The following is a 26,483-nucleotide window of genomic DNA, read 5'->3' on the forward strand; positions in this document are numbered from 1 at the left end:
TACCGGACCGCCAACTATCCACCATGCACGAACACCCGTTTCACCCTCGGGCTGATGGAGGTGAGCGCCTCGTAAGGTATCGTGCCGAGGTCGCGGGCGTATTCCTGAACAGGATGTGCCGGGGAGAAGAGAATGGCTTCATCGCCCACAGCGCAGGGGATGTGGGTGACATCCACCATGCACATGTCCATGCAGATCGCCCCTGTAAAACGTGCCTCCTGGCCATGTATCCAGAGGCGACCACGGCCTTCACCAAGTCGTCGTGAAAGTCCGTCCGCGTAGCCGATGGGCAGCACAGCGATGCGCGTTGGCACGGTGACACGGGTCTTGCGCCCATAGCTGATGCTGTCCCCGGCGGGGATCTCCTTCACCTGTGCGATCACCGTGCGGAGCGTTTCCACGGGTTGCAACAACGCCGTCTCTCCGGCATCGGCCCCGATGCCGTGCAGGCCGATCCCCAGCCGCACCATGTTGAACCGGGCCTCGGGAAAGCGCGTAACTCCAGCGGAATTGGCGATGTGCAACAACGGGGCATAGCCCAGCACATCGGTGATGGTGGCGGAAAGCGAACGGAACAACATGATCTGTTCCCGCGTGAACGCATCGTGCTGCGGGTCTTCGCTGGCGGCCAAGTGGGAGAGGATGGAGGCCACGTGCAGCTTCTTCGTTCCGCGAAGCGCGTCCAGTACGGTGGGCACTTCTTCCGGCATGAAGCCAAGGCGGTGCATGCCGGTGTCCAGCTTGATGTGGACCGCCGGCGCGTCGGGCACATGCTCCGCGAAATCCAGCGCGGCCTTCAGTGATCGGGCGTCATACACCTCCGCCTCCAAGTGATAGCGGTGCAGCGTTTCCATCGGCACTGGCTCGGGGTTCATCACCAGCACGGGCGTTCGGATGCCCTGCCTGCGCAGCTCGATGCCCTCGTCCGCGTATGCTACGCCGAGCCATGCCACCTGCTCGTGCGCGAAGAAGCGGGCCAGTTCCGCCGCGCCGCTGCCATAGCCGCCCGCCTTCACCATGGCCATGATGCGGACGTCCGGACCGCACAGCTCACGATAGTGGTTCAGGTTGTGGCGCAGGGCCTCCACGTCGATCTCCATCACGGTGCCGTGGGTGCGTTCCTCCCAGCGCTCCACCACGCGCTCCAGCTCGAAGCGGCGCGCGCCCTTCACCAAGGTCACAGCTCCGTCCACGGGCGGCTCCGGTAGTGCCTGCAGCAATTGTGCGGCATCGGTGAAGAAGCGTGTGGTGTCGGAGAAAAGCGCCGCGTGCTCCTGCATTCCTGGACCGATCGCGAACAGTTGTTCCACCTGCGCGGCCCGGAGCAGCCCGGCGATCCGTGCATACAGCTGCGCCGGTGCCTCACCGCTTTCCGAGATGTCCGATAGCACGACCGTCTTCGGCCGGCCGACGGCCATGCGGGTCAATTGCGAGAGCGCGATGGTGAGCGAGGCTAGGTCGTTGCTGTAGGCGTCGTTCAGCAAGGTGCCGTTATTCATGCCCGGCAACATCTCCAAGCGCATGCTCACGGGGCGAAGATGGTACATGCGGTCGGCGATGGTTCCCGGGGTGCGGCCCAACAGGAAGAGCAGGGTGATGCAGTGCAGGGCGTTCTCCACCGAAGCGCCGTCGGTGAAAGGAAGCAGCACATCGAACTCCTTCCCATTGCATTGCAGCGACAGGCGCGTATCGCTTTCCTCGATGTTCTCTTTCAGGATCCGCAGATAGGCCTCCTCCTTCCGTGACCATGCATGTAACGCTGGCCCGTTCAACTTCGCCAGTGCGGCATGCACGTCGGCATGATCGCGGCAATAGACCACGGACTTGGCGTCGCGGAAGAGCTTCGCCTTCTCTTCAGCCTTGGCCGTGTCGTTCGGGAAACCAGCACTGTGCGCCGGGCCGATGTTGGTGAAGATCCCGATGTCCGGCGCGATGATGCGTGCAAGGGCTTGCATCTCACCGGGTTCGCTGATACCCGCCTCGAAGAGACCGAGGGTATCTTCTTCACTGATCTCCCAAACACTCAGCGGCACGCCCACTTGGCTGTTCCAACTTCCGGGGCTGCGCACGATCCGCTCTTCTTCCGCGAGCAGCTGGTTCAGCCATTCCTTCACCACGGTCTTCCCATTGCTTCCGGTGATGCCGATCACGGGCAGTTTGAACTGCGCACGGTGCCACGCGGCCAGGTCCTGCAGGGCCTTCAGGGTATCGTCCACCTCGATCACGCTGTCCCCTTCGGCCATGGGAACGGCACCGCGTTGCACCAGAAAGGCGTGTACGCCGCGCTGCCGGAGTTCCGCGATATAGCGATGCCCGTCGTGGTGCTTGCCGGTGAGGGCGATGAAGAGGCTGCCTTCCGCAGGGAAGGGCTGCCGCGTGTCGATACTGAGATGGTCGATGCGTTGGTCCGCGCCGTGCAGCACGCCCCCGGTGGCCGCAGCGATCCGGCTCAGCAGCCTGCCTTCGGGCATCACGTGAACAAGGTGTTCTTGGCTCCGGACTTTTCCGCGCGGGCCGCATCGAAGCAGTCGCGGCACAGCGGTTCATAGCTGTCCGTTTCGCCCAGCAGGATCAGGCGTTCGCTGGCGTTGGTCCGGTGGCTGAAGGTGGCCAGCTCGCCGCAGCGCATACATATCGCGTGCACCTTGGTGACGAATTCCGCGATGGCCAGCAGTTGCGGCATCGGCCCGAAAGGGCGGCCTTGGAAGTCCATATCGAGGCCGGCGACGATCACGCGCACCCCTTGTGAAGCGAGTTGCTCGCAAACACGCGGCAGGTGCTCATCGAAGAACTGCGCCTCATCGATGCCCACCACTTCCAGATCGCCGGCCTGTTGCAGCAGTGCAGCACTGTCGCGCACCGGGATGCTGGGGATGGTACGCTTGTCGTGGCTCACCACATCGGACTCGTGGTAGCGTGTATCAGTGCCGGGCTTGAAGATGCCCACGCGCTGTTTGGCGAACTCCGCGCGGCGCAATCGGCGGATCAATTCCTCGGTCTTTCCCGAGAACATGCTGCCGCAAACGACCTCGATCCAGCCCTTCTTCCGTGAGCGATCACTGGTGTGTTCCAGGAACATGTAACAGAAAGGCTAGACGGACTTGTGATGCAGCCATTTGGGAAGCGGCACGAATTTAGCCAAATTCGCACGCACCGGAACCCACGACATGCCCCAGCAAAAAGCACTTGAACGCATGAACGAGCTGATCCGCTCCTTGCAACAGGCCATCGGCCGGTTGGGGGAGGGGAAGCTCGACCTGCCCGAACTCGAGCAATGCGCCGAGGATGCCCGGGCACTCTATGAACGCTTGGTGGTGCTGCGGCACAAAGCGCGGGAAGCCGCTGTGGTCGCGGGTAAGAAGGAAGCTGCGAACACCGCCGGGGTAAGGCCGGCCACCGTGGAGGAAGCCATTGCTGAGGCGGACGTGAAGGAAAGCGTGATCCGTCTGGACACGCGCCCGGCAGAGCTGTCACCGCACCAGACCTCGTTGATCGATGCGATCGCCGAGACCGAGACACCTCCCGTATCCAAGCCCACCACTGAGGCCGCGACGCCTCCCAGGCCTGCCACTGAGGCCCCTAAACCTTCTGCACAGCCCAAGCCCAAACCGCCGAAGGTCATCCCGGTGAAGGAGAAGCAGGAACAACCGATCAGCGTGGCCGACAAGATGGAGCACGCGCCTGTTGCCGACCTGCGTAAGGCGATCGCGTTGAGCCAGAAGTTCTGGTTTGTCGCGGAGCTTTTCGGCGGAGAACGCGACCGCTATGAGAAGGCCATCGACGCCATCAACGGCATGGGTAGCAAAGAGGAAGCCGAAGCTTTTATGCGCACGGAGGTAACGGGCAAACTGCCCAAGCCACCGGGCGAGGAGGTCGCCGCCACGTTCACGGACCTGTTGCAACGGCGATTCAGCTGATGCGTATCCCTGTTTTTATCCTGCCATTGCTCCTGGCCGGCAAGCTCGCCGCGCAGGACATGCCTTCCGTGAAGGATCAGGCGAAGCAATATGTGGACACCCTTGCGGGTCCCGCCATGTACGGTCGCGGCTACGTGCAAGGCGGCGACAGCCTCGCGGCGGAATGGATCGCCAAGCAGTTCGACCGGATCGGCCTTGAAAAGCTGAACGACAAGCATTTCGAGCCGTTCACATTCCCGGTGAACAGCTTTCCGGACCCCATCGCACTGAGCGTTGACGGCACCTTGCTACAGCCCGGTATCGATTACCTCCTGGATCCCGCCTCCGGCCCGGCGGACGGGAAGTACGACCTAATACATCTCGGCGTGAACGACCTGGCAACTCCGGAGCGCAAGGCCGTGACCATGGGCGTGGTGAGCGGCAATGCCGCCGTGCTGCATTTTCCGCACACCACCGATGCGGACAGCTTGGCGATGTACAACGATTGGGAGAACGAACTGGCGCGGGCGGTCCCCGTGATCCGCATCGGCGGCGAGAAGCTGACGTGGAGCGTGGCCGGAACCCAGACGCGCAACGCGGTGATCGAAATGCGCGCTGGCGTGATGCCGGATTCCGCCCGCACCGCAACGATCCATGTGCAGAACCGCTTCATTCCAAGGCACACCGCGCGCAATGTGCTGGGCGTGGCCAAGGCCAAGGGCGGCAGCAAGGACTGGCTACTGGTAACGGCCCACTACGACCACCTCGGCATGATGGGGCAGGCCCTGTTCCCCGGCGCGAACGACAATGCCAGCGGCGTCAGCATGCTGCTCAGCCTCGCGGAATGGTTTAAGAAACACCCCCCGAAGACGAACATCCTCTTCGTGGCCTTCGCCGCTGAGGAGGCCGGCTTGAAAGGCAGCCAATGGTTCGTGGCGGATCGCCCGATCGACCTTTCGCGCATCAAGATGCTCGTCAATCTGGACCTCAACGGCACAGGCGATGAAGGCATCACCGTGGTGAACGCCACGGCACAGCAGGGGATTTACGACCAGCTCGTCGCGATCAACGAAAAGACCCAGGACCTGCCGCAAGTGAAGTCGCGCGGACCGGCGTGCAACAGCGACCACTGCCCCTTTGTGCAGAAGGGCGTACCGGCCATCTTCATCTACACCATGGGCGGCGTCAGCTATTACCACGACGTGATGGACCGGCCGGAAACATTGCCGCTCACGAAGTTCGACGGGCTCTACCGCACCCTGGCCACGTTGCTCAGTACCTTGAAATGAGCGTGGAGCGCGCGGGCGGAAGGCTCTTCTTAGTGCCCACGCCCATCGGCAATCTGGAGGACATCACCCTGCGCGCGAAGCGCATCCTGGAGGAAGCCGACGCGGTGATCGCCGAGGACACCCGCGTGAGCGGGAGGCTGCTGCAGCACTACGGCATCAGCCGCCCCTTTATCGCTTTCCATGCGCACAACGAGCACAAGGTGACGGACCGCTTGGTGGAGCGCTTGGTGGCCGGTGAGCGCTTTGCGCTGGTCACCGATGCGGGAACGCCCGCGATCAGCGACCCCGGATTTTTGCTGGTGCGCGCTGCCGTAAAGCAGGGCGTCGTCGTGGAATGCCTTCCCGGCGCCACGGCCTTCGTTCCCGCCTTGGTGAACAGCGGCCTGCCCTGCGACCGGTTCACCTTCGAAGGCTTTCTACCGGTGAAGAAGGGCCGCCGGACGCGTATCACCGAGCTGGTGAACGAGCCGCGCACGATGGTCTTCTACGAAAGCCCGCACCGCATCGTCCGCACCCTGCACGAATTGGCGGAAGCCTTTGGGGCGGAACGCCAAGCCAGCATTTCACGCGAGATCACCAAGCTGCACGAGGAGACCTTGCGCGGCACGCTGCCGGAGCTGGCCGCGTACTTTGAAGTGCATCCGCCGAAGGGGGAATTCGTGTTGTGCGTGGCGGGGGCGTGAGTGGTGGACATGTTCGACAGGCACGTGCGACCATGTCCACGGCAGGTCGACACACCAAGCTCGCGCTCGCGTGTTTTACTTTTTCTGCCAGTGCAACACTGATACCTCGCACACAGGAGCGCCCTTCACTAACCCCTCACGGCAACTGCTCCACACGCACGTTCGTGGTGATCACACCGCCAATGTTCTGAAGAATGGGGTCCCGGTCGTTCCCGGTGCCGGTATATTTCGCAGTGCCGTCCATGTTCACGTCGGATGATAAGTAGCCGTTCACCGTATTGGTGGTGACCCCCCCGACGACTTGCAGAATAGGGTCGCGATCGTTGTTGTTGCCGGTGTATTTCAATCCGGAAGGAGCTGCGACATCCTTGGAGACATCACCGGCCCAAAGCACATGCGTGCTACCGATGGTCTTCGTGCCGCCCGTACCATAGGTCGCCGCACTGGTGAAGTCCACGGCGCTCACGACCGTGGACAGCATCAGGGGGGCAGCGGTCATGGTTCCAAGGTGGTTACGGTGCCGAACTACGATGTGGTAGCTGCCTGCCGCGACGGGGAATGAGATCGGCGACACGCCATCCACCGCGACCACATCCCCATTCCGCTGAAGCAACGCCGCGCGGGTAGCCACGATGTTCGCTGGCGCACTTGCCTCCCTCAATTCGACGATCACCCAATCCACGATGGCTGGGTTGCCTTCTTTCCGGAGCACGCCATCATGGATGCGCTCGCCGCCACCATCCGGTCTGTTGAAGCCCGATCCGGTGTACGGTTCATCTGCCGGTAACAGACCCGCAACACGCAGGTCGTCGCGCATCAACAGGGTCCCGGTAACATAGGGTCCTTCCAGCATCAGCTTTACGGCGAGCCGCACGCCGCTGTTCGTTATGGACACATTGTCCAAGTACAGGCGATCGCCATAGTCGTTCACTCCGGTGAACCGGATCACGACATTCATGCCATCGTATGCGCTCAGGTCGATATCATGCAATTGCCATTGTTCCGCTGCAGTAGGGGACCAAGGGCTGGTACCCGTGGTCGTAGTACCCAGTGCAAGTGCCTCGGCGTAGTACAGCTGCGCCCAATTCGCTCCGCAATCCGTACTGATCTCAACACGCAGACCATCGGTATAATTGGCGCCATAAGGTTTGTAGGCGTGATGGAATTTCAACCGTGTGCCTGCACTGCCCGCCAACGAGATCAATGGCGATACCAGGTGGTCCAACTGGCCCGGTGCGTTGTAGTAATAATAATCCATCCTCCAAGCTCGTGTGGGCAGACCATCTGCCCCGGAGGTGAGCGCTTGGTTGCTCCACGTGTCCAGATCATCCGGGTTCTTCAAGCTCCATCCGGCAGGGGCGATCAGCAGATCTTCGGCATCGGCGGTCACCGGTGTTGCGGCCGTACTGTTCAAGTACGTGATCTGATCACTGACCGTTCTGGTATGCGTTCCGTTCACATCGGTAACTGTTAACGATACACCATAGGTGCCGGGTGCGCCGTATGTCACCACCGGATCGCGCACTGTACTGGTAGCCGGGTTTCCGCCCACGAAAGTCCATGCCCAAGTGGCACCGTTGCCGCTGAGCGCGCTGTTGTCGTAGAATTTCACGGTGGGTCCGAGGCACGTGACGGTCCTCCTGTCCACGGCGAAATTGGCGACCGGCGGAGCTGGTGCTTCCATTGCACTTTCCCATACGCTCCGGTCCGTTCCATTGCGGATCAAGCCATCGCGGTAGTTGATCAAAAGGCGTGTGCTGAAGATCTTGGCAGGCAGTCCAGCATTCCACAGCGACCATGCCGGAGCCGCATCGTTGCGCGTGTACACGGCACGACGCGTTCCGATGTAGACCACGCCATTGCTACCATACTGATGCGTGATGTTCGTTGGCCATTCACCGTTCAACCCGGCATCCGTGATGTTGGTCCACGCACTACCTCCTGATGTGCTCTTGTACACCACGTATCCGTTCAAGTTCGGACTATTCCCGTACTGCGAGGTGCGCACCAACCAGATCGTTTGTGGGTCCACAGCGCTGACAGCGATGTCGTACGGCACCCATGTGTTCCCGTTCAGAGCTGCACTTGTCGGGGTAATGTCCGTCCAGCTGCCGCCGGCATCCGTGCTGCGATACACGCGTTTCACGCCCCACCAGTCCACATACGTACATGCGTAGATCGTATTCGCATCGCTGAACGCGACTTCGATGTTCGTGACCTTCTCACCGAAATCATGCACTTGTGAAAAGCTCAGCCCATTGTCATTCGTGAGCCAAAGCGCGGTCCCGTTCCCCACGTATGCCGCATCGACCAAGTTCGGATGCCATGCCACTTCGCTGCTTTCGCCCACGATATAGCTCGCGTTCGGTTGTTTGCTCCACGTGCCGTTGGTGTTGTTCACATTGCGGTCTCCGCTCAACACTTTGTAGCCGTAGTCGCTCAATGCGCGTCGGTCATATTGGGGGTGAACGAAGCCTCGATATCCATCACCACCGTCAGTGCTGACCCAGCCGTTGATGTACGTATTGTTGTCCTTGAGCAAGGTGCCGTTGTGGTACGTGCCGCCGAGCATCACGTTGCTACCGGTCCATCCGCCTGCACCGAATCCCCAGAAGTCCGTTCCACTGATCCCGAACATGCGCCGTTCGAAGGTTGCGCCGCCGTCGCTGCTGTAGAACACGCCACCGTCGTTCGCAGCCCATACCTCGTTGGCCCCGTAGTAGCGGAAGTCGTGGATGTCCGCATGCAGGTAGTCCACTTTGTTGCTATGGCTCCATTTCGCGGGGCAGGTGAAGCTTGCACCACCATCGGTGCTCACCCAACGTTGCACACCGCACACGTTCACCTTGTCCGCGTTGGAGGGATCAACATCGAAGGCCAGATCGTAGTAGTACTGTCCGCCATCATCCTGTCCGCCATCGTCCCAACCCATCAAGTTGAAATTGGTGGGAGAGGGGACACCCGCCGGTTGCGCACCGCAACACTGAAAGGTCCAATTCGCACCTTGGTCAACGCTTTTGTAGACACCGTACAAGCCGCTTCCACCATTGGCATCGCCGGTACACAGTGCATAGACCATGTTGGGGGCGGCAGCGCTCACGGCGATCTCCGTCCGCTTTTGCTCGTCGGGCGAAACGGGTAACGGCCAACCGGTCCCGACCTGCGCAAATGTTGAACCATTGTTCGTGCTGCGCCAGAATTCGGTACGGTTGCCGATCTGCTTAATGGCGTACACCGTATTCGGATCGCTCGGTTTAAATTCCAATTCCTGCCAGGCGCCGGCCTGCACCTGGGTGAACGTTGATCCGGCGTTCGAGCTGCGCCACAATCCTAGATCGCTCAACACATACAGCACTTGCGCGTTCGTCGGGTGGACCTGGATCTCCTTGAAAGCATGGGCCAAGCCTTGAAAGGTGGCATCCCCGATGGTATTCCATGTGGAACCGCCATCAAGGGTCTTCCAAAGATCACCTCCTGCCCCGAAGTACACGATGTTGGCGTCCGTCCGGTCGATCTCCAGCGCATAAACTTCACCGACCATCATGCTTTTCGTAAGGTTCGTCCAGTTCAAACCTTTGTCCACGCTCTTCCAAAGCCCACTGTTCGCCGTGCCGGCATAGATCACATCCGGGCTGCTCGCACTCTGCTTCACGGTGTATACATGGGCCGCACCGCACGCATAGCTCTTCGCTACAGCGCCATGGTCCCAATCGAAAGGGCCGATGCAACCCCAATTTGCCGCACGTGAGCCGACAAGTTCCTCCGATGCACGGAGGTAGACGTTCAATGTGGTCGCATAGTCCGCCCGTTGTTGCGGATCGAGGGGAATTTGATCATGGCCCAATTCACGCTTCCAGCGCTTATAGTATTGGGTATGGCCGTTCTTCACGAACGGGTGCGAGGCGTAGTAGGCAACGTACGCCTCCTCCACCGCTCCGGGGTCCGGGTCAGGTGCGTACATGAGCCTCACCCATTCCGGTAGCGATGGCCCATCCGCATTGTAACGAAGCGCCTCCAATTGTGCGCGGGACACGAGGAATAGGCAGATGAAGACGAGGAACAGTTGTGATCTCTTCATTGGTCAACAGGATCTGCTTGTAAGATGGGAGGTCCTGAAGATCGCAGCGGAACAGATCTACCTCCGTATTGGGTTCCTATGGGTGTGGAAAGAGCGCTGGGGAACGCCCGACGAAATTCACCTCTTGACCCTCGGTGTTTCCGTGGCCCAGGCTGGGCTATGTTGATCTTGCCGACATGAAATTGACGAAGCACCATCTGCGTGATCCCGCGCTGCGGAACAGGTCCTGAGGTTACGTTGACCAGGAGCCCGCGGCCATCAGTTGTGCGCAACGCACGATCCCCCGTTGGCAAGCCGGGGCCGGTGCGGCTCCTGTCCGGGACCATATGCCACTATCTTTCGTCAAGTCCCGCCACCATGCGCAGCCTGATCTTCCTTCTTACCCTCGGCCTCAGCTCCGGAGCGATGGCGCAGAACGTCATCTACCGTAACTATGGCGAGTACGTCGCCAAGCAGGGCGATTCGGTGGACGGCCCGGTCAGCGTGGTGCCGAACATGGGCCGCTTCGTGGTGAGCTATGTGAAAGAAGGATCGAAGAAGCACGTGGCCACCCGCAAAGTCTGGGGTTTTCTGAACAATGGTTTTCTGTATAGGATAGAGCCGGAGGGCCACCTCCCTGTGCGGTTGATGGCACAGGGCGCGATCTTCTATTGGGAGAACGGCTTCGCTCACTTGCGCATCCAACGCGATTCCACAGGGGCGGCCGGGTTTAAGTACGGTTACGGTTCCTACCTCAGCCGGGAACTGCAAAGCGGGATCGTCCCCGCCAGCTTCAAGGCGGAGGACACGAAGTCATCGTCCGCGAAGTTCAAGGAATCATGGCCGGCATACGCGGAGTTATTGGGCCGCATCGGAGAAGGTGCGGACATGGACAGTGTGCGCCAGTTGGTGGTGGACTATGAAGTTGCAGTGGAGGAAGGGAAAGTGGCGGGGCCGTGAGGGAGGAGAGGATTAGCTGATAGGTTGCTCAATGCGACCATCAGCTAATCGTCACATCAGCTCATCAGCTAATCATCGGACCCCGTAGCTTTCGGCCATGAAAGCATGGCAGCTCACCGCGCACGGCGATCCCGCGAAAGTCCTTGTACTACGGGAGCTTCCCGACCCCGTGCCGAAGCCGGGCGAGGTGCTCATCCGCAGCGAGGGCTTCGGCCTGAACTATGCTGATGTGATGGCCGTGAAGGGCCTCTATCGCGATGCGCCGCCGCCGCCTTGCGTGATCGGTTATGAGACGGTGGGCCGTGTGGAACAATGCGGCGAAGGTGTTCCTCCGGAGCTGTTGGGCAAGCGCGTGTTGGCGATGACGCGCTTCGGAGGTTATGCGGAGCTTGCTTGTACGGATCATCGCGCCGTGGCTGTGATCCCGGAGGACATGGGGCTTGGCGAAGCCTTGGCCATGGCCACCCAAGGGGCCACGGCTTGGTACATGGCCATGGTGGCCTCACCGGTGCAGGCGGGCCAACGCATTCTTGTGCATAGCGCCGCCGGGGGCGTGGGGCAGTTGCTCACGCAGATGGCCGTGCATCAAGGATGTGAGGTTTTCGCCGTGGCGAACGGGGAGGAGAAGATGGCCTACTTGAAGCAGTTGGGCGCACAGCACGTCATCGACCGCAAAGCGGGTGACCATGCGGTGCAAGTCGGGAAACTATTAGGCAAGGAACGCTTGAACGCGAGCTTCAACGCGGTGGGCGGGACCACCTTCAAAAAGGACTTGAAGTTGATCGGCAGCGGTGGTCGCTTGTTGCTCTTCGGTGGTGCCGAGCGCGGCGCGGGCGGTGCGTTCGGCACGTTGCGCTTCGTGTGGAACATGGGCCTGGTGATCCCGATCTTCCTGATGATGCGCAGCAAGAGCCTGATCGGCGTGAACATGCTTCGCCTCAGCGAGCACAAGCCTTTGTTGGTGGCCACCTGCATGCAAGGTGCGCTGGACGCGATGCGCGAAGGCTGGCTGAAACCCAAGGTCCATCCACTTTTCAGCGCGGATCAACTTCCGCAGGCGGTGGAGCTGCTGGGCTCGGGGAAGAGCATTGGGAAGGTGGCGGTGAAGTGGGCCTGATGCTATTCCTTCTCTTCCTTGGCGTCGGGGTCGTCCTCCACCGGCGTGGGGTCTCCGCCCACATTCTCCTCTTCCTCCTCTTGGCGCAGCCGCTCGTGCAGGCTGCCGGGCGGTAAGGTGGGCGAGAACGGGTCGGTGCTTTCGTTGCCGAGCGGGCGTGGCTTCGGGTCGGGTGTGGGCTTGGTGTCCATGGTACAGTGAATTGCTTTGTACAAGGTACGCACGAAAAGGCGTGCCGAAAAGGTCGGGCCTTGACCCAATACCTTTGCATCTCATGCCGCTACTGAATATCCAGCCCGTTCCCTTCGCCGATTGGGGCATCGGCATTGATCGACCCTTGATCATTGCAGGCCCTTGCAGTGCTGAAAGCCGTGAGCAGGTGCTGGCCACCGCTGAAGGGATCGTGGAACATGCTCCACAGGTGAAGGTGTTCCGCGCGGGCGTGTGGAAGCCCCGCACCCGGCCCGGTGGCTTTGAGGGCGCGGGCGAGGCCGCCCTGCCTTGGCTGGCCGAAGCCAGGGAGCGCACCGGTCTGTTGACAATGGTGGAGGTGGCCACACCGCAACATGTGGAAGCCGCGCTGAAGGGCGGGGTGGACATGCTGTGGATCGGTGCCCGCACCACCCCGAACCCGTTCAGTGTGCAGGCCATTGCCGATGCGCTCAGCGGCACGGACATCCCGATCTTCGTGAAGAACCCCGTGAACCCCGACCTGCAATTGTGGATCGGTGCCTTGGAGCGCTTGTTCGCCGCCGGGCTGACGCGCGTGGCCGCCATACACCGCGGCTTCCATTGGTTCGAGCGCACGCCCTACCGGAACAGCCCGATGTGGGAGATCCCGGTGCGGCTCAAGGCGGCCTTCCCGGATCTGGAACTGCTGTGCGACCCCAGCCACATCGCCGGAAACCGGGAACTGTTGGCCGGCGTGGCCCAACAGGCCTTGGACCTCAACTTCAGCGGGTTGATGATCGAGACGCATATCGATCCCGAGGCGGCGAAGAGTGACGCGGACCAGCAGGTAAGACCACAGGACCTTGCCACCCTACTGAACGGATCGACCTATCGCCGTTCCACCGCCGGCCCGGACCTTCGGGATGAACTGCAGGAGCACCGCGACCTGATCGATCGGCTCGATGAGGAGATCCTACAGAAGGTCGCGGCGCGCATGGAGATCTCCGAGCGCATCGGCCTGTTCAAACAGGCGCACAACATCGCCATACTCCAGCCCGAACGTTGGCGGTACATCATGCGGGCCGCGCAGGCAATGGGCACGGAACTAGGGCATTCACAGCACTTCATCCAAGCGCTGATGGACGCCGTACATGACGAGAGCATCCGCAAGCAGACCGCCGTTTGGGAACGCGAACAACTTGCCGCAGGATACCAAGGATCGAGCGAGAATGGCATCGCCTCTCCTGACATTGGTCACGGATCGGCATAGCTTTCATGCTTGAGCCAACACAACATCGTTCCAACCCCGACCCCATGATCAAGAACTACGCCTTCGTCCTCACGGCCTTGTTAATAGTCTCCCAAGCCACCGCCCAACCCGCCTTCACCGATGGCACCGCGATGCTGGGCCACACGGCCAACAGCGGTGGTTGCATGGCCGTCACGGACATGGACGGCGACGGCCTGGACGATGTGGTGCAGTTGGATTTCGGTACACATGTCTACGTGCTCTATCAAGAGACCGACGGTAGCTTTACCACCGTGGACTACGGCTCTTTGGACAATAGTTCCCAATGGGGCTGGGCCATCGGCGATCTGGACAACGACGGGCATAAGGACATCTGCGGCGGGGCCACCGGCCAACAGAATTTCCTCAGCATCACCGCACGTGGGGTCTCCAGCTTCAGCAATTTGGACGGTCCGTCCATCTTCACCCAGTGCATGAGCATGGGCGACATGAACAATGACGGCCGGACGGACATTTTCGCCTGCCATGACAATGGGCCGCCCAACATCTGGTTCACCAATGCCAGCGGTGTCCCGGTGAACAGCAACAGCTACATCGATTGGAGCACCTCTCCTTCCAGCGACATGAGCGGGAACTATGGGAGCTGCTTTGTCGATTTCGACAACGATGGCGACCTCGACCTGTACATCGCACACTGCCGCCAAGGGGTGAACAGTTCGGATGACCCACGCCGTTGGAACCGCTTGTTCGTCAACGACGGCACCAACCATTACACGGACCAAGCTGCTGAATATGGCGTTCAGGACCACGAGCAGACCTGGACATCCGATTTCGGGGACTACGACAATGACGGCGATCTGGACATGTTCAGCAACGAACACAGCACGGGTACGCAACTGTTCGAGAATGACGGGACGGGACACTACACGAACGTCACCGCCGGAAGTGGATTGGGCGTAGCAAGTTTCCCGCTACAGGGCATGTTCCGGGACATGGACAACGACGGCTTTCTGGACATCCTGATCGCCGGCGGAAGTGAATTTTATTACAAGGGCAATGGCGATGGGACCTTCACCCTGGTTGAAGGTCTGTTCCCCTCTTCCAAGGCCATGCACGGCTTTGCCTTCGGCGACCTCAACCGGGATGGCTTTGAGGATGTATATGCCAACTATGGCAGCGGCTATGTGGATGGCAGTGCCGGCAACCCGGACCGTCTCTGGCTGAACACGCCCAACGGCAATCACTTCTTCCGCGTGCGGCTGCAAGGCACCACCAGTAACCGGGATGCTATCGGCGCGCGCGTCACTATCACCGGCCCGTGGGGCACGCAGATCCGTGAGGTGCGCTCCGGCGAGAGCTATGGCCTGGTGAACTCCTTCATCCTGCCCTTCGGTCTGGGAGCGGAGACCATTGTGCCGACGGTGACCGTGCGCTGGCCCAGCGGTCTGGTGGAGACCTTCAACGATCTGAACGCCGACCAGACCATCACCGTGGTGGAAGGCACCTGCGTCTCGCCGAACGTGGCCATTTCGGCCTCGCCTTCCGCCATCATCTGCCCCAGCAGCGGCCCTGTTCTGCTGACCGCCTCGCCGGGAACCGACTTCACGTGGAACACAGGTGCCACAGGACCGACCCTCAGCGTGGACCAAGCGGGTGCCTATTGGATCATGACCGGCACCGGCACCTGCACCACCCAAGCGAACGTGAACGTGCTGGAGAGCCCGGATGAGACGCCCACCGTATCCGCCGCAGGTCCCACCACGATCTGCCCCTTGGATCAGGTGGTGCTCACCGCCAGTCCGGCATCCGGTTATCTGTGGAGCAATGGAAGTGACCAGCAGAGCATCACGGTCAGTGCGGCCGGTAATTACACGGTGACGATCGAAGGAGCCTGCGCCGCGTTCACCTCGGAACCCGTGGAGGTGACCCTGCTCAATGCGCCCGCCGCACCGATGAGCGAGGATGTGTCGATCCCCGTGGCCGGCACCGCGGTGCTCACCGCCACGGGCGACAGCATTATTTGGTATGATGCGGAGGTGGACGGTACTCCCGTGGGCTATGGCAGCCCGTGGACCACGCCGTTCGTGGACACGAACACCCTCTTCTGGTGCTCGGACCTGGGCCAGAACGGCGGTGTGCCGCAGTATGGAGGAAAGACGGACAAGTCCGACATCGGGACCTACCAGAACAACGCCACGTACTACAACTATTTCAGCACCTACGAGGACATGGTGATCAAAAGTGCCAAGGTCTACGCGAACGGTGCCGGTGAGCGCCCGATCGCCGTCGTGGACCAGGGAACAGGCAACATAGTGGCCTCGGGGAACTTCTTCATCCCGGACGGTGAGAGCCGGGTGCAATTGGACCTGTTGGCTCCGGGCGGCGGCGCGTACGCCTTGCGGATCGTTTCCGGCGACCCGCAGCTTTGGCGCGATGGGGTTGGTAGCAACCCGGTATACCCGTACGACCTGGGCGGCTTAGGCGCGATCACGGGCTGCAACGCCGGTTCGGCCAATTACTACTACTACTTCTACAATTGGGAAGTTGCCTCGCCGGCTTCTTGGTGCGAAGGACCACGGACGCCGGTGGAAGTGCTGGTCGGTCCCACGGGCGTGGCGCCCGATGGTCAGGCCGAGGGCCTGCGTGTCTTCCCGAACCCGGCCACCGACAAGGTCACCATCTCCGGTAAACTGCCCGAAGGTGCTGCCACCGCGGAGTTCCTGGACGTGGCCGGCCGTGTCTGCCTCCGCGCCGCGATCACTCCCGCTGGTGTAACGATCGATGTTTCCTCCTTGGCCCCCGGTGCCTACACCTTGCAATTACGCGGGGAAGATGGCATCAGCAACACGGCTTTCGTGAAGCGTTGATTCCGGATGCATCCTCCACAAGAAGCCCTGGAACCCCCGGAGCTTTTTGCTGTCCGACCAAGGCGATCAGGTGGTTACTTTGCGGCATGACCGACCAGGTGGACGAACAGCAACCGCTGAGGCTGCTCATAGTGGGCGCAGGGGCCCTCGGGAATGCATTGCTGCCGCGCGTCCTGCGCTGGAAATGGGACGGTATCACCATCATGGACGGTGATCGGGTGGAGGAGAAGAACTTGGTACGGCAAGAGCTCTTTGCACCCGTGGACATCGGCAGGCCGAAGAGTGATGTACTGGCGGCCTGGGTCCGCAACATGCCCGTTCCGGTGCACATGGCGTCCCGGGATGAATTCCTTGATGCGAACAACGCCGAAGCGCTCATTGCCGTGCACGACGTGGTGGCGGACTGTACGGACGATGCACATGTGAAGCGGTTGATCGACCGCACCTGTGCTGAGTACGGCGTGGCGTTGGTGAGCGGGTCCGTCCACGGAAAGGAAAGTCAGGTGATCCTTTTGCACGCGGAAGGGGAGGACGAAAAGATCACGCGTGATGAGCTCTTCCATGGCAGACCCGGCGGGGAGCAGGACGGTTGCGACATGCGGAACGTGCCGATGGAGACCATCGAGGAAACAGGCCGGCGCATGGCACAACTGCTGCGCGCCGTGCGACAAGGCGAACCCGTGAAGAACGGCCGCATCGACCTCTTCGACGGTAAACGTTGGACCGCGATCGATCCCCCGGACCACTGAAAGATGGACAGCACCTTGTTGATCCTCCTGATCGCCTTCGTCGCCTTCGCCTACGCCATGGTGGGCCACGGCGGTGCCAGTGGCTACCTCGCGTTGATGGCATTGGCGGGCATGTCCGTGGTGGTGATGCGCCCCACCGCGCTGGTATTGAACCTCTTCGTCAGCGCCATCTCCTTCACGCTTTACGCGCGTTCAGGCCATTTCAAATGGAGCACCTTCTGGCCCTTCGCGGTACTGTCGATCCCGGCGGCGTGGCTCGGCGCGCACGTCGTGCTGGACCCCGTGATCTACAAGCGTATCCTTGCGGTCTGCCTGCTCTTTGCGGTCGCCAAGCTCTTCGGCTTTTTCGGAAAAGGCAAGGATGGCCTACGGCCCATCCCGTTGGTCTGGGGCTTGCTGATCGGCTCGGCGCTGGGCTTCGTCTCCGGCATGATCGGCATCGGTGGCGGCATCCTGTTGAGCCCGGTGCTACTGCTCTTCAATTGGGCGGACATGAAGACCACGGCGGCCACCTCGGCGCTCTTCATCTTCGTGAACAGCGCGGCCGGTATCGTGGGCGCTTTCGGCAACGGTGAAACGTTGGGCACGGAGATGGTGCCGTGGATCATCGCGGCAGTTCTGGGCGGTCTGCTCGGCAGTTGGATCGGCGCGAAGCGGTTGAACGAACTGCGCTTGAAGCAGGCCCTGGGCATCGTCCTCCTATTCGCCAGCGTGAAACTGATGATGGCATGATCGACGTGAAGGAGGCGAAGCGGCGTTTGATGGCCAACGTGCTGGTGATGCCCACGGAAGCCGTGCCGTTGCTCAATGCATTGGGCCGTTTTGCGGTGAACGACGTGGTCGCGCCATTCGATCATCCGCTGTTCGATTGCAGCGCGATGGACGGCTATGCGTTCAGGTTTTCCGAAGAGGTGAAGGCATGGACCGTGGTCGGCGAAGTGCCCGCCGGGGATGCTTTTTCACGCGGACTTCAAGCGGGTGAATGCGTACGCATCTTCACCGGGGCCATGATGCCTGAAGGTGCGGACACCGTGGTGATGCAGGAACTCGCGCAACGTTCCGGTGAGGCGATGACCCACACGGACGTGAAGTTGAAACGCGGCGGCAACGTGCGCTGCAAGGGCGAGCAGTTGCGCACGGGTGATGTGGCCTTGCTGAAAGGAACGCCGCTGGATGCGCCCGCGATCGGGCTGTTGGCTTCGGTCGGTGTGCAGGAGGTGCTTGTGGCGAAGCGGCCGCGCGTGGCCTTGCTGATCAGCGGTGATGAATTCGCCGAGGGCGCGGTCCCTTCGCCGGGGAAGATCTTCGGGACCAATGGCATGATGTTGCAGGCGGCCTTGCGCAACGCGGGGATCGAGGCAAGCCTCGTGCAGGTCAATGATGACCGCGAAGCGTTGATCGCTGCATGGAAGCAAGCAGCCAAGGCACATGATCTCGTCATCTCCACCGGTGGGGTGTCCGTCGGTGATCATGACCTGATCCGGCCCGCCTTGGAAGCGCTCGGAGCGGAGTTCATCCTTCACGGCGTGAAGCAGAAGCCGGGCAAACCGATGCTCTTTGCGAAGCTCGACGGCACGCCGGTCTTCGGCCTGCCCGGCAATCCCCGCGCGGTGATGGTGCTGTTCGGTGAATACGTGCTGCCCTTCCTGCGGGCCATGCAAGGAGCAGCGGATCCCGGTCCATGTATTGAGCATCTTCCGATCGAACAAGCGTTGAAGGTCAAAGGAGACCGGGCGGAATTCCGCGCGGCGCTCGTGACGGAAGGGAGAGTGAAATTATTGGCCGACGAAGGCTCGCACATGCTGCGATCGCTCACCGAAGCAAATGCATTGGCGTTCATCCCGGCCGATGTGCGGGAGTTTAAAGCAGGGGACACGATCGAAGTACACCACATCCGGTGATGGGAAGCAAATACGCATGGACCGGGGTGGTGCTCGCTGGTGGCAAGAGCACGCGCATGGGGCAGGACAAAGCGCTGCTGGAAGTGAACGGGAAACCGTTGCTGCTTCACGCCGTGGAGAAATTGAAGCCGCATGTGCGCGAGCTCTTCGTGATCGGGGAACCGCGCAAGTATGGCCACATCTGGCCGGACGTCATGCCGGATGATATCCCCGGCCTGGGACCCTTGGGCGGCATCGTGACGGCCATGGGCAACGCACGGCACGACCGCTTGCTGGTGCTGGCAGTGGACGCGCCCGGTGTGAACGCGAGGTTGCTGGAACGTCTCACCCGCGAACTGCCGGATGACGCCGATGCCTTGGTGCCGCGCCACGACGACGAATTGGAGCCCTTGGTCGCCGCGTATCATCGGCGGTGTGCCGGTGCCTTCATGGACCACATCACACGCAGCCAGCTTTCCATGCACGGAGCCTTGGCTGATGTCAACGTGGCTTACTTAGACATCAAGCCCGGTGATGACGGCTGGCCGGAGGACCTCTTTTGCAACCTCAACAGTCCTGCCGACCTTTGAGCCATGGACATCATGCTTTTTGGATTGATCGCGGAGAAGGCCGGGACTGATCGGCTAACCATCTCGGCACCGGATACGGGCGCGTTAAGGCAAGCCTTGGAAGAACGCATCGAAGGACTTTCATCGCTGAGCTATGCGCTGGCCGTGGACCGGAAGATCACGCATGAAAATATTGAACTGAGCGGCAGCGAGGAGATCGCGCTGCTGCCCCCATTTGCAGGAGGATGAGCGAAACCAAAGCGCCCAAGAAACGGGACATCTTCACTGATGGTCCGATCGATCCGACCTTCATCGCGGAGAGCATCGCGAAGCACGCCACGCGCCATGACATCGGCGCGCACGAGATCTTCCTGGGCCAGGTACGGGCGGACATGGCGGACGGTTCGGGCGGAAGATCTTCCGCCCGTACAACCGCCATCGCATACACCGCTTACCGCGACATGGCCAACGAACAGATGATCCCCATCCGCGAAGAAGCCTTCGCACGCTGGCCCATCACTTGCTTGCACGTACACCACAGCCAAGGCATCATCAAGGCCGGTGAGCTATGCTTCTTCGTCTTTGCCTCATCGGCGCATCGCCAGGTAGCGCGCGAGGCCGTGGCCTATGTCACGGATGAAGTGAAGAAGCGCCTACCGATCTTCGGGAAGGAGGTTTTGGAGGATGGGGAGCATGTATGGAAGATAAATACATGATGATATCCCGCAGTGGTGACCGGTAGTTGGTGATAGGTGATCAGAACCGATCCGCGCCCAATCACCAATCACTATCCACCAATCACCCGACCAAACTCCGTTGCCTATGATCGACATCACACACAAGCCTACCTCCCTCCGCGAAGCCATCGCCGAGGCCACCGTTAGCGTTAGCAAGCCGGAAACGATCGCAGCGGTGAAAGCCGGGACCGTCCCCAAGGGTGACGTGATCGAAGCCGCACGCATCGCCGGTCTCTTCGGCATCAAACGCACCGCGGACATGATCCCGGACTGCCATCCTTTGCCAGTGGAACACGCCGAGGTGACCAGCAGCGTCCAGGAAATGGCCATCGTGGTCACTGTGAAAGTGCGGACCATCTACCGCACCGGTGTGGAAGTGGAGGCCATGCACGGCGCCAGCGTGGCAGCGCTCACCATCTACGACATGCTTAAGCCGATCGACAAGGGCATCACCATCGACCGCATCCGCTTGGTGGGGAAGAAGGGTGGCAAAAGCGATTGGAAAGATCAGTTCGACAAGATGCCAAGCGCTGCCGTGCTCGTCATCAGTGACAGCGTTTCAGCGGGCAAGAAGGAGGACAAGGCCGGAAAGACGATCGGTGAACGGTTGAAGACGCTCGGTGTGGAGTTCGCTGCAAATGCGCTGGTACCGGATGAGCCGGAGCAGATCGCCGCACAGGTGAAGGCATGGGCGGAGCAGGGCATCGACCTTATCCTCACCACCGGCGGCACGGGCCTCTCACCACGTGATCGCACGCCGGAAGCCATCGCACCTATTCTCGACCGCGAAGTGCCTGGTGTCATGGAGGCCGCACGCAGCTACGGCCAAGAGCGCGTGCCCCTCGCCATGATGAGCCGCGGCATCGCCGGGATGATCGGTCGTACGTTGGTGATCACCCTGCCGGGATCAACAAGAGGTGCGCAAGAGACGATGGACGCGCTTTTCCCGTTCGTACTGCATGTGGTCAAAGTGCAGGAGATGGCGTATCGGCACGGTATGTAGGGTTACGCCGCCAGAAGGCTAAGGGGGCATCAACCCTTGACTTTCTTCCGGATCACAAAGTTTTTGGTAGGTCGCTCCTTAGCGTTCGGATCAAACCGTTCATCGAAGCTGCGTAGGAACCATTGGAAGCGTTCACTCGGCGTCAGCGCCAAGAATTCGTGTTCCCTGCGGGGGTTGCTTTCTTCTTTGGTCTCGAAACGGATGCGGTTATCGGTAGACATGACGAATCTCAAAGCTATGGCACCACTACAACTCCGCTCTTAGGAACCGTCGCACCAACAAAGCGCCATAGCACGAATTGCCCGCCAGGCCACGAGATCCGTTGATCACTACGAGCATCTACTCGTACCGATCGCAGCACACGGCCCTGCGTATCGAACAACTCCAAAGTCCCGGCTTCACCGCCGTTGTGAATGGATAGGCCATTCACATCGCTGGTCACTCGGAAGGCCGAAGTCTGAAGTTCCGTGATGCCCGTTGTGGTGACGTCCACTTGGAAGATGCTGGTGTCGGCGCGTCCGCAATCGTCCGTGGCGATGTAAGTCACCGTGTAGTTGCCAACGGCAGTGTAGGTATGCGTGAAGCTGCTTTCCATATTCGTGCTGCCGTCGCCCAGGTCCCAGAAGTTGTTGGTGGTGTTCGTGGAATTCTCGCTGAAGGCCACTTGACCGCCGCCGAGGTCCGTGTGTTCCGGCAAAGCGACCGGATCGTTGACGCCGATGTTCCATGTGCTCAAACTGTCCAGCACCACGGACGATGCAACCTGTTGCAGGGTGGCTGCGGTCGTTGCATCCAATGTGGAAGTGAAGGTTGCGCCCATGGTTGTTCTGCGGAAAAAAGTACTGTACATGGTGCAGGCCACCAAGTAGGAGCCGGCAACGCTTGGGTGACTGCCATCTGCTGCATACAGGCCGATCGCCGGGAACTCTTCGCGCACGCGCTTCCACGCCATACCGGCGGGCGCACATGCGGTGCTATTGTCCTGCGCCATTTGCAAGTAGTTGATCCGTAGTTGCTCTTGCATGCCCTCGTATGTGCAGACCGGCGGCCAGGATGCGCAGTTGTCCGCATCGCCGTTCTCGCGGCCCCAGGTCATGTAGAACACGGGTTCCGCGCACGGGGAATGGGCACGGATGCTGTCCACTAATGCGGTCGCGTAGGGCAAGGATTCTGCGGCTACTTGCGCCGGCGGAAAGGAGGGAAGTTGGCTTTGCTCCTGCAACACCACGTAATTCCATCCGCCTTGGTCGATCAGGTTCTGCGTGGCCGTATTGGTGGTATGCCCGTTGAACGTGTAGCCGCCCGGTGTGGAGCTGTTGACGACCAACGTGTCCCCCAAGGAGAGCGCCAGTTGCCGGGTCAACTCCGGCAGGTTGTTCACTGCGGTGTAGCTGTTGCCGATAAAGAGCACGCGCGTGGTCTGCGCACTGGCGGAACCGATCGTTCCGAGGAGGATCAGAAATGCGAAGAGATGCTTCATGGCGTGAAGGTAGAGGGTCATGGGATCAACGTCCGCACGGTCTTGCGAAGTGGCACCGCGAAAAGGCATTTCTTTGCGTTCTTCGTGCCCATAGCGGTAGAAAGACATGGTCAACGGCAAAGAAGCATTCGTGGAGGAGTTCGTGCTGCATCGCATCGGTGCTGAGGGCGAGCCCAGCGTGTTCAGCGACTTCAGCGCGGTGATCAAGGGCGAATTGGAGCAGCAGTTCCTGCGGAAGCTCTTCCTGCGGCCCTTCACGAACATGGCCTTCACCTGCGAGTTCGCCTCGGAGAAGAGCACTTTGCGTCAGCTGTGCACGAAGATCTATGACGGTGAAAGCATCGTGGAGAACTCCGTGGCCATCGCCAAACAGCTCATCGCCGTGGCCCAGGAAGACAAGATGCCGGGCGGTGATCTGATCGTGGCGAAGTTCAGCGCGGTGGAGGTCGGCGGCGCGGAACATGAGGCAGTGGGCATCTTCAAATTCGATGAGAAAGAAGTTTTTCTGGAAAGCAGACTGAAGGACGAAACCATCGTACTGCGCATGAAGCGAGGGCTGGGCAACAACAAGCCGAACAAGGCCTGCTTGGTGGTCTTCTCCGGGAACTCCCCCACGCTCTTCATCATCGACAACCAGGCGAACACCGAATATTGGCAGAAGGATTTCATCGGATCACGGGCGAAGAAGGACCACGTGAACAGCACCAGCGATCGGATGCACATCACCAAGACCTTCATCACCGAACAACTACCGCAGGACTTCGTGGTGGAGAAGGCCGACCAGATCGACCTGCTGAACCGCTCCGTGGATTACTTCAAGAACCATACGGAATTCGACCAGGACGAATTCACGCAGGAAGTATTCCAGGAAGAGAAGGCCATCCAGTCCTACAAAGAATACAGCGACCGCTACCAGAAGGAGAACGACGTGCAGGTGCAGGACAACTTCGAGATCTCCTCTCACGCTGTGAAGAAGCAGGCGCGCGTGTTCAAGAGCGTCCTGAAGCTGGACAAGAATTTCCACATCTACATCCACGGCGACCGCAACAAGATCGAGCATGGCGTAGATGAGATCGGAAGGAAGTTCTACAAGATCTTCTACGAGCAGGAGTCGTGAGTTCCATCAACGTCTCACGCAGTTGACGTTGATGCCCTTTTGTAGCGTTGTAGTTCACGTGTCCTCAGGATCCCCTTCGGGAGATCGCTGAGGGAACTAGTTCACCCCCCGATGCTCACCATAGGTCTGCTGCTCAGATCGTGCAGCACTTCTTCCTGCTTGTCCAAATTGAACTGAGGTAATCCTCCCAGCATCTTGTGCTTCGCCAGCACGTTCGCTTCGATCAAGGAGGAAACATCCTCACCGCTGCGCAACGCTGAAAGCAGGTCGGTCTCCTCGCGGGCGAAGAGGCAGTTGCGCAGCTTGCCTTCCGCCGTCAGGCGCAGGCGATCGCAGTTTCCGCAGAAGGGCTCGGTCACTGTGCTGATCACCGCGAAGGTGCCTTGCCAGCCTTTCACGCGGTAGGCCTTGGCGGTGCTGTGCGGGTCGTCGTCGAGCTTTTCGATCGTGTGCGCGCTGCCGATGCGGCCGAGCATTTCGCTGTACGTGTACACGCGCTCACGGCCCCACAGATTGCCGGCGAAGGGCATGAACTCGATGAAACGCACATGCACCGGCCGGTCACGGGTAAGCTCCGTGAAGCGCAGCAGCTCATCATCGTTCACGCCGCGCATCACAACCATGTTCAGCTTCACGTGCAGGCCGCGATCGATCGCCTGTTCGATGTTCGCCAGCACGCGGTCGTGGCCATCGCGGCGGGAGAGGGTGCGGAAGCGCTCCGCATCAAAAGTATCCAAGCTGATGTTGACGCTCTTCAATCCGGCGGAGATCAGCTGGTCCAGGAAGAGGTGCAGGCGCGTCGCATTGGTGGTCAATCCCAGCTTCACCGGCAGTTGCGCCATGTCACGGACGAGATCCACCACGTCCGGCCGCATCAATGGTTCACCGCCTGTCAGTCGGATCTTAGTGATGCCGTATTGCTCCACGAAGAGCTTTGCCAGTGTGCGGATCTCTTCCCGCGTCATCAGCTCATCGCGTTTCAGGAACTGCTGATCCTCGGGCATGCAGTAGGTGCAGCGCAGGTCGCACTTGTCCACGATGCTGATGCGCAGGTTGCGATGGGTGCGGGAATAGCGGTCGGTAAGCAAAGTCATGACCATGCAAAGGTACCGTGGTGTGGTCGGGACCGCCCGGACATTCTTCCGGCCCCTGTTATGGATGCCGGGGGATCCCCGAACTTCGCCTCCATGAAGCCCGATGAAAAGGTGCGCTGTCCGTGGTGCCTGAAGGACGACATATACAAGCGTTATCATGATGAGGTCTGGGGCGTACCCGAGCATGACGACCGCAAGCTCTTCGCGAAGCTGATCTTGGATGGAGCGCAGGCGGGCCTGAGCTGGTATACCATTCTGATCCGTACGGAGAGCTATGCGAAGGCGTACAACAATTGGGACGCCAAAAAAGTCGCGCGCTATGGCGAGAAGGACGTTGAGCGCTTGATGAACGACGCAGGCATCATCCGCAACCGCTCCAAGATCATGGCCTCCATCAGTAATGCACAGGCGTATTTGAAGATCATGGAGGACGGCCCCGGCTCTTTCGATCGCTTCTTGTGGAAGCATGTACACGGCAAGACCAAGGTGAACAGGGTGAAGCAGATGAGCGATGTGCCTGTGTCCACGCCCGAAAGCGATGCCATGAGCAACGACCTGAAGAAGCATGGTTTCAAATTCACGGGCACCACCATCGTGTATGCGTTCATGCAGGCCTGCGGCATGGTGGACGACCATATGGTGACGTGCTGGAGAAAGAAGGGGTGAAGAAGATGCGCACACCAGTGTCTCCTATACAGATCACACGCGTCGAACATGGTTCGGCTACAGTGACCGATGATATCCTTGTCAGCGAAGAACCCTTGGAGATCCGCCTTGGCCATGGCCCGGAGGAGGACCGCAAGGAGATACAGCTGAGCGTAACCATGCGTACGCCGGGGAACGATGAGGAGCTGGCGATGGGATTTCTTTTCACCGAAGGCCTTGTCACGGACATGTCCCAAGTGCTGCGCGTGGTACCGTGCGAGAACGTGAAGGAAGAGGAAAGGGGCAACGTAGTGCGTGTGGAACTTCATCCGGCCGTTGAGATAGAGCCTGCGAAGTGGCAGCGCAACTTCTACACCAGCAGCAGTTGCGGTGTATGCGGGAAGACCAGCATCGGCGCCGTGCATACGCAATGCGCACGGCCCATTGCCCCGTTCGGACCGATCGATCCGAAGGTGATCACCGCACTGCCCGGCCGCATGCGCGAAGCGCAGACCGTCTTCAAGCATACCGGAGGCATCCACGCGGCCGCACTTTTCGATCGCGAGGGTAAGCTGCTGATCCTGCGGGAGGACGTGGGCCGCCACAATGCCGTGGACAAGGTGATCGGAGCCTTGTTGCTGTCTACGCGCTCCCAGCCGGGGATCGGCCCCGGACAACTGACAACTGACAACTACCAACTCCTCGTAAGCGGCCGCGCCGGCTTCGAGCTCGTTCAGAAATGCCTCATGGCCGGAATTCCGATGATGGCCGCCGTGGGCGCACCTTCTTCATTGGCCGTACAGCTGGCGAAAAAAGGAGGGCTAACGCTGGTCGGCTTCCTGTCCGGGGAGCGCTTCAACGTCTACTCAGGCGGGTAGCGCTTATTGGTAAGGAATCCTGATGATCGTCAGGATGCACCG

The 26,483-nt window shown here is 60.5% G+C and carries 23 protein-coding genes; 17 read left to right on the top strand and 6 right to left on the bottom strand.

Features of this window, described 5'->3' with window-relative positions:
- Nucleotides 1-14: 14 nt before the first annotated feature.
- The gene (locus tag IPP95_11950) at nucleotides 15-2,471 is read right to left on the bottom strand and encodes a bifunctional UDP-N-acetylmuramoyl-tripeptide:D-alanyl-D-alanine ligase/alanine racemase (GenBank protein QQS71890.1); all 2,457 of its coding nucleotides are present in this window, start codon (nucleotides 2,469-2,471) and stop codon (nucleotides 15-17) included.
- Nucleotides 2,471-3,079, bottom strand: coding sequence for a thymidine kinase (locus IPP95_11955; protein QQS71891.1), 609 nt, complete (start codon nucleotides 3,077-3,079; stop codon nucleotides 2,471-2,473). The genes IPP95_11950 and IPP95_11955 overlap by 1 nt, the downstream gene beginning before the upstream one ends.
- A 115-nt stretch (nucleotides 3,080-3,194) precedes the next feature.
- On the opposite strand from IPP95_11955, the gene IPP95_11960 reads away from it, so the two are divergent.
- From IPP95_11960 to rsmI, 3 genes are read left to right on the top strand one after another with little or no spacing between them, the layout of a single operon-like run.
- Entirely contained in the window at nucleotides 3,195-3,917 is a 723-nt protein-coding gene (locus IPP95_11960) for a hypothetical protein (protein QQS71892.1), read from the top strand.
- Nucleotides 3,917-5,185 carry a M28 family peptidase gene (locus tag IPP95_11965; GenBank protein QQS71893.1) on the top strand — a complete coding sequence of 423 codons (1,269 nt, stop codon included), beginning with the start codon at nucleotides 3,917-3,919 and terminating at the stop codon, nucleotides 5,183-5,185. The genes IPP95_11960 and IPP95_11965 overlap by 1 nt, the downstream gene beginning before the upstream one ends.
- Nucleotides 5,182-5,868 (top strand): 16S rRNA (cytidine(1402)-2'-O)-methyltransferase, encoded by a 687-nt coding sequence (gene rsmI / locus IPP95_11970; protein ID QQS71894.1) that lies wholly within the window; start codon nucleotides 5,182-5,184, stop codon nucleotides 5,866-5,868. Before IPP95_11965 ends, rsmI begins: the two co-directional genes overlap by 4 nt.
- 136 nt (nucleotides 5,869-6,004) lie before the next feature.
- On the opposite strand, the gene IPP95_11975 is transcribed toward rsmI, so the two are convergent.
- Nucleotides 6,005-9,946 carry a PKD domain-containing protein gene (locus tag IPP95_11975; protein ID QQS71895.1) on the bottom strand — a complete coding sequence of 1,314 codons (3,942 nt, stop codon included), beginning with the start codon at nucleotides 9,944-9,946 and terminating at the stop codon, nucleotides 6,005-6,007.
- A gap of 357 nt (nucleotides 9,947-10,303) precedes the next feature.
- Between IPP95_11975 and IPP95_11980 the strand changes: the two genes are divergently transcribed.
- Both IPP95_11980 and IPP95_11985 read left to right on the top strand, forming a co-directional pair.
- Nucleotides 10,304-10,885, top strand: a complete 582-nt coding sequence (locus tag IPP95_11980) for a hypothetical protein (GenBank protein QQS71896.1) — start codon at nucleotides 10,304-10,306, stop codon at nucleotides 10,883-10,885.
- A 97-nt stretch (nucleotides 10,886-10,982) separates the two neighbouring features.
- The gene (locus tag IPP95_11985; GenBank protein QQS71897.1) at nucleotides 10,983-12,002 is read left to right on the top strand and encodes a zinc-binding dehydrogenase; all 1,020 of its coding nucleotides are present in this window, start codon (nucleotides 10,983-10,985) and stop codon (nucleotides 12,000-12,002) included.
- A 2-nt stretch (nucleotides 12,003-12,004) separates the two neighbouring features.
- Here the strand turns inward: IPP95_11985 and IPP95_11990 are convergent, their stop codons facing one another.
- Nucleotides 12,005-12,193 carry a hypothetical protein gene (locus IPP95_11990; GenBank protein ID QQS71898.1) on the bottom strand — a complete coding sequence of 63 codons (189 nt, stop codon included), beginning with the start codon at nucleotides 12,191-12,193 and terminating at the stop codon, nucleotides 12,005-12,007.
- Nucleotides 12,194-12,276: 83 nt separating this feature from the next.
- Here IPP95_11990 and IPP95_11995 point away from each other — a divergent pair, with 83 nt between their 5' ends.
- From IPP95_11995 to IPP95_12035, 9 genes are all read left to right on the top strand, one after another.
- Entirely contained in the window at nucleotides 12,277-13,443 is a 1,167-nt protein-coding gene (locus tag IPP95_11995; GenBank protein ID QQS71899.1) for a bifunctional 3-deoxy-7-phosphoheptulonate synthase/chorismate mutase type II, read from the top strand.
- 44 nt (nucleotides 13,444-13,487) lie between these two features.
- Nucleotides 13,488-16,289: a VCBS repeat-containing protein gene (locus IPP95_12000; GenBank protein ID QQS71900.1), complete on the top strand. Its 2,802-nt coding sequence runs from the start codon at nucleotides 13,488-13,490 to the stop codon at nucleotides 16,287-16,289.
- Nucleotides 16,290-16,375: 86 nt separating this feature from the next.
- On the top strand, nucleotides 16,376-17,038 hold the full coding sequence (locus tag IPP95_12005; GenBank protein ID QQS71901.1) for a ThiF family adenylyltransferase: 663 nt from the start codon (nucleotides 16,376-16,378) through the stop codon (nucleotides 17,036-17,038).
- A gap of 3 nt (nucleotides 17,039-17,041) precedes the next feature.
- The gene (locus IPP95_12010) at nucleotides 17,042-17,770 is read left to right on the top strand and encodes a sulfite exporter TauE/SafE family protein (GenBank protein ID QQS71902.1); all 729 of its coding nucleotides are present in this window, start codon (nucleotides 17,042-17,044) and stop codon (nucleotides 17,768-17,770) included.
- Nucleotides 17,767-18,939, top strand: a complete 1,173-nt coding sequence (locus IPP95_12015) for a molybdopterin molybdotransferase MoeA (protein QQS71903.1) — start codon at nucleotides 17,767-17,769, stop codon at nucleotides 18,937-18,939. The genes IPP95_12010 and IPP95_12015 overlap by 4 nt, the downstream gene beginning before the upstream one ends.
- Nucleotides 18,939-19,508: a molybdenum cofactor guanylyltransferase gene (locus IPP95_12020; protein ID QQS71904.1), complete on the top strand. Its 570-nt coding sequence runs from the start codon at nucleotides 18,939-18,941 to the stop codon at nucleotides 19,506-19,508. The genes IPP95_12015 and IPP95_12020 overlap by 1 nt, the downstream gene beginning before the upstream one ends.
- Nucleotides 19,509-19,511: 3 nt before the next feature.
- A complete protein-coding gene (locus tag IPP95_12025; protein QQS71905.1) occupies nucleotides 19,512-19,736 on the top strand; it encodes a MoaD/ThiS family protein in 225 nt (74 codons plus the stop codon).
- Nucleotides 19,733-20,203, top strand: coding sequence for a molybdenum cofactor biosynthesis protein MoaE (locus tag IPP95_12030; GenBank protein QQS71906.1), 471 nt, complete (start codon nucleotides 19,733-19,735; stop codon nucleotides 20,201-20,203). The genes IPP95_12025 and IPP95_12030 overlap by 4 nt, the downstream gene beginning before the upstream one ends.
- 106 nt (nucleotides 20,204-20,309) lie before the next feature.
- Complete coding sequence (locus IPP95_12035; GenBank protein QQS71907.1) at nucleotides 20,310-21,227, top strand: bifunctional molybdenum cofactor biosynthesis protein MoaC/MoaB; 918 nt, start codon at nucleotides 20,310-20,312, stop codon at nucleotides 21,225-21,227.
- Between the two features lie 235 nt (nucleotides 21,228-21,462).
- On the opposite strand, the gene IPP95_12040 is transcribed toward IPP95_12035, so the two are convergent.
- The gene (locus IPP95_12040) at nucleotides 21,463-22,707 is read right to left on the bottom strand and encodes a PKD domain-containing protein (GenBank protein QQS71908.1); all 1,245 of its coding nucleotides are present in this window, start codon (nucleotides 22,705-22,707) and stop codon (nucleotides 21,463-21,465) included.
- Nucleotides 22,708-22,813: 106 nt separating this feature from the next.
- Here IPP95_12040 and IPP95_12045 point away from each other — a divergent pair, with 106 nt between their 5' ends.
- Nucleotides 22,814-23,824, top strand: coding sequence for a nucleoid-associated protein (locus IPP95_12045; GenBank protein ID QQS71909.1), 1,011 nt, complete (start codon nucleotides 22,814-22,816; stop codon nucleotides 23,822-23,824).
- 101 nt (nucleotides 23,825-23,925) lie between these two features.
- On the opposite strand, the gene moaA is transcribed toward IPP95_12045, so the two are convergent.
- A complete protein-coding gene (gene moaA / locus IPP95_12050; GenBank protein ID QQS74259.1) occupies nucleotides 23,926-24,912 on the bottom strand; it encodes a GTP 3',8-cyclase MoaA in 987 nt (328 codons plus the stop codon).
- A gap of 99 nt (nucleotides 24,913-25,011) precedes the next feature.
- On the opposite strand from moaA, the gene IPP95_12055 reads away from it, so the two are divergent.
- Complete coding sequence (locus tag IPP95_12055) at nucleotides 25,012-25,584, top strand: DNA-3-methyladenine glycosylase I (GenBank protein ID QQS71910.1); 573 nt, start codon at nucleotides 25,012-25,014, stop codon at nucleotides 25,582-25,584.
- A gap of 5 nt (nucleotides 25,585-25,589) precedes the next feature.
- Entirely contained in the window at nucleotides 25,590-26,441 is an 852-nt protein-coding gene (gene fdhD, locus IPP95_12060; protein ID QQS74260.1) for a formate dehydrogenase accessory sulfurtransferase FdhD, read from the top strand.
- Nucleotides 26,442-26,483: the final 42 nt, after the last annotated feature.

This window comes from Flavobacteriales bacterium, from assembly GCA_016700415.1.
Lineage (GTDB): Bacteria > Bacteroidota > Bacteroidia > Flavobacteriales_F > PHOS-HE28 > PHOS-HE28.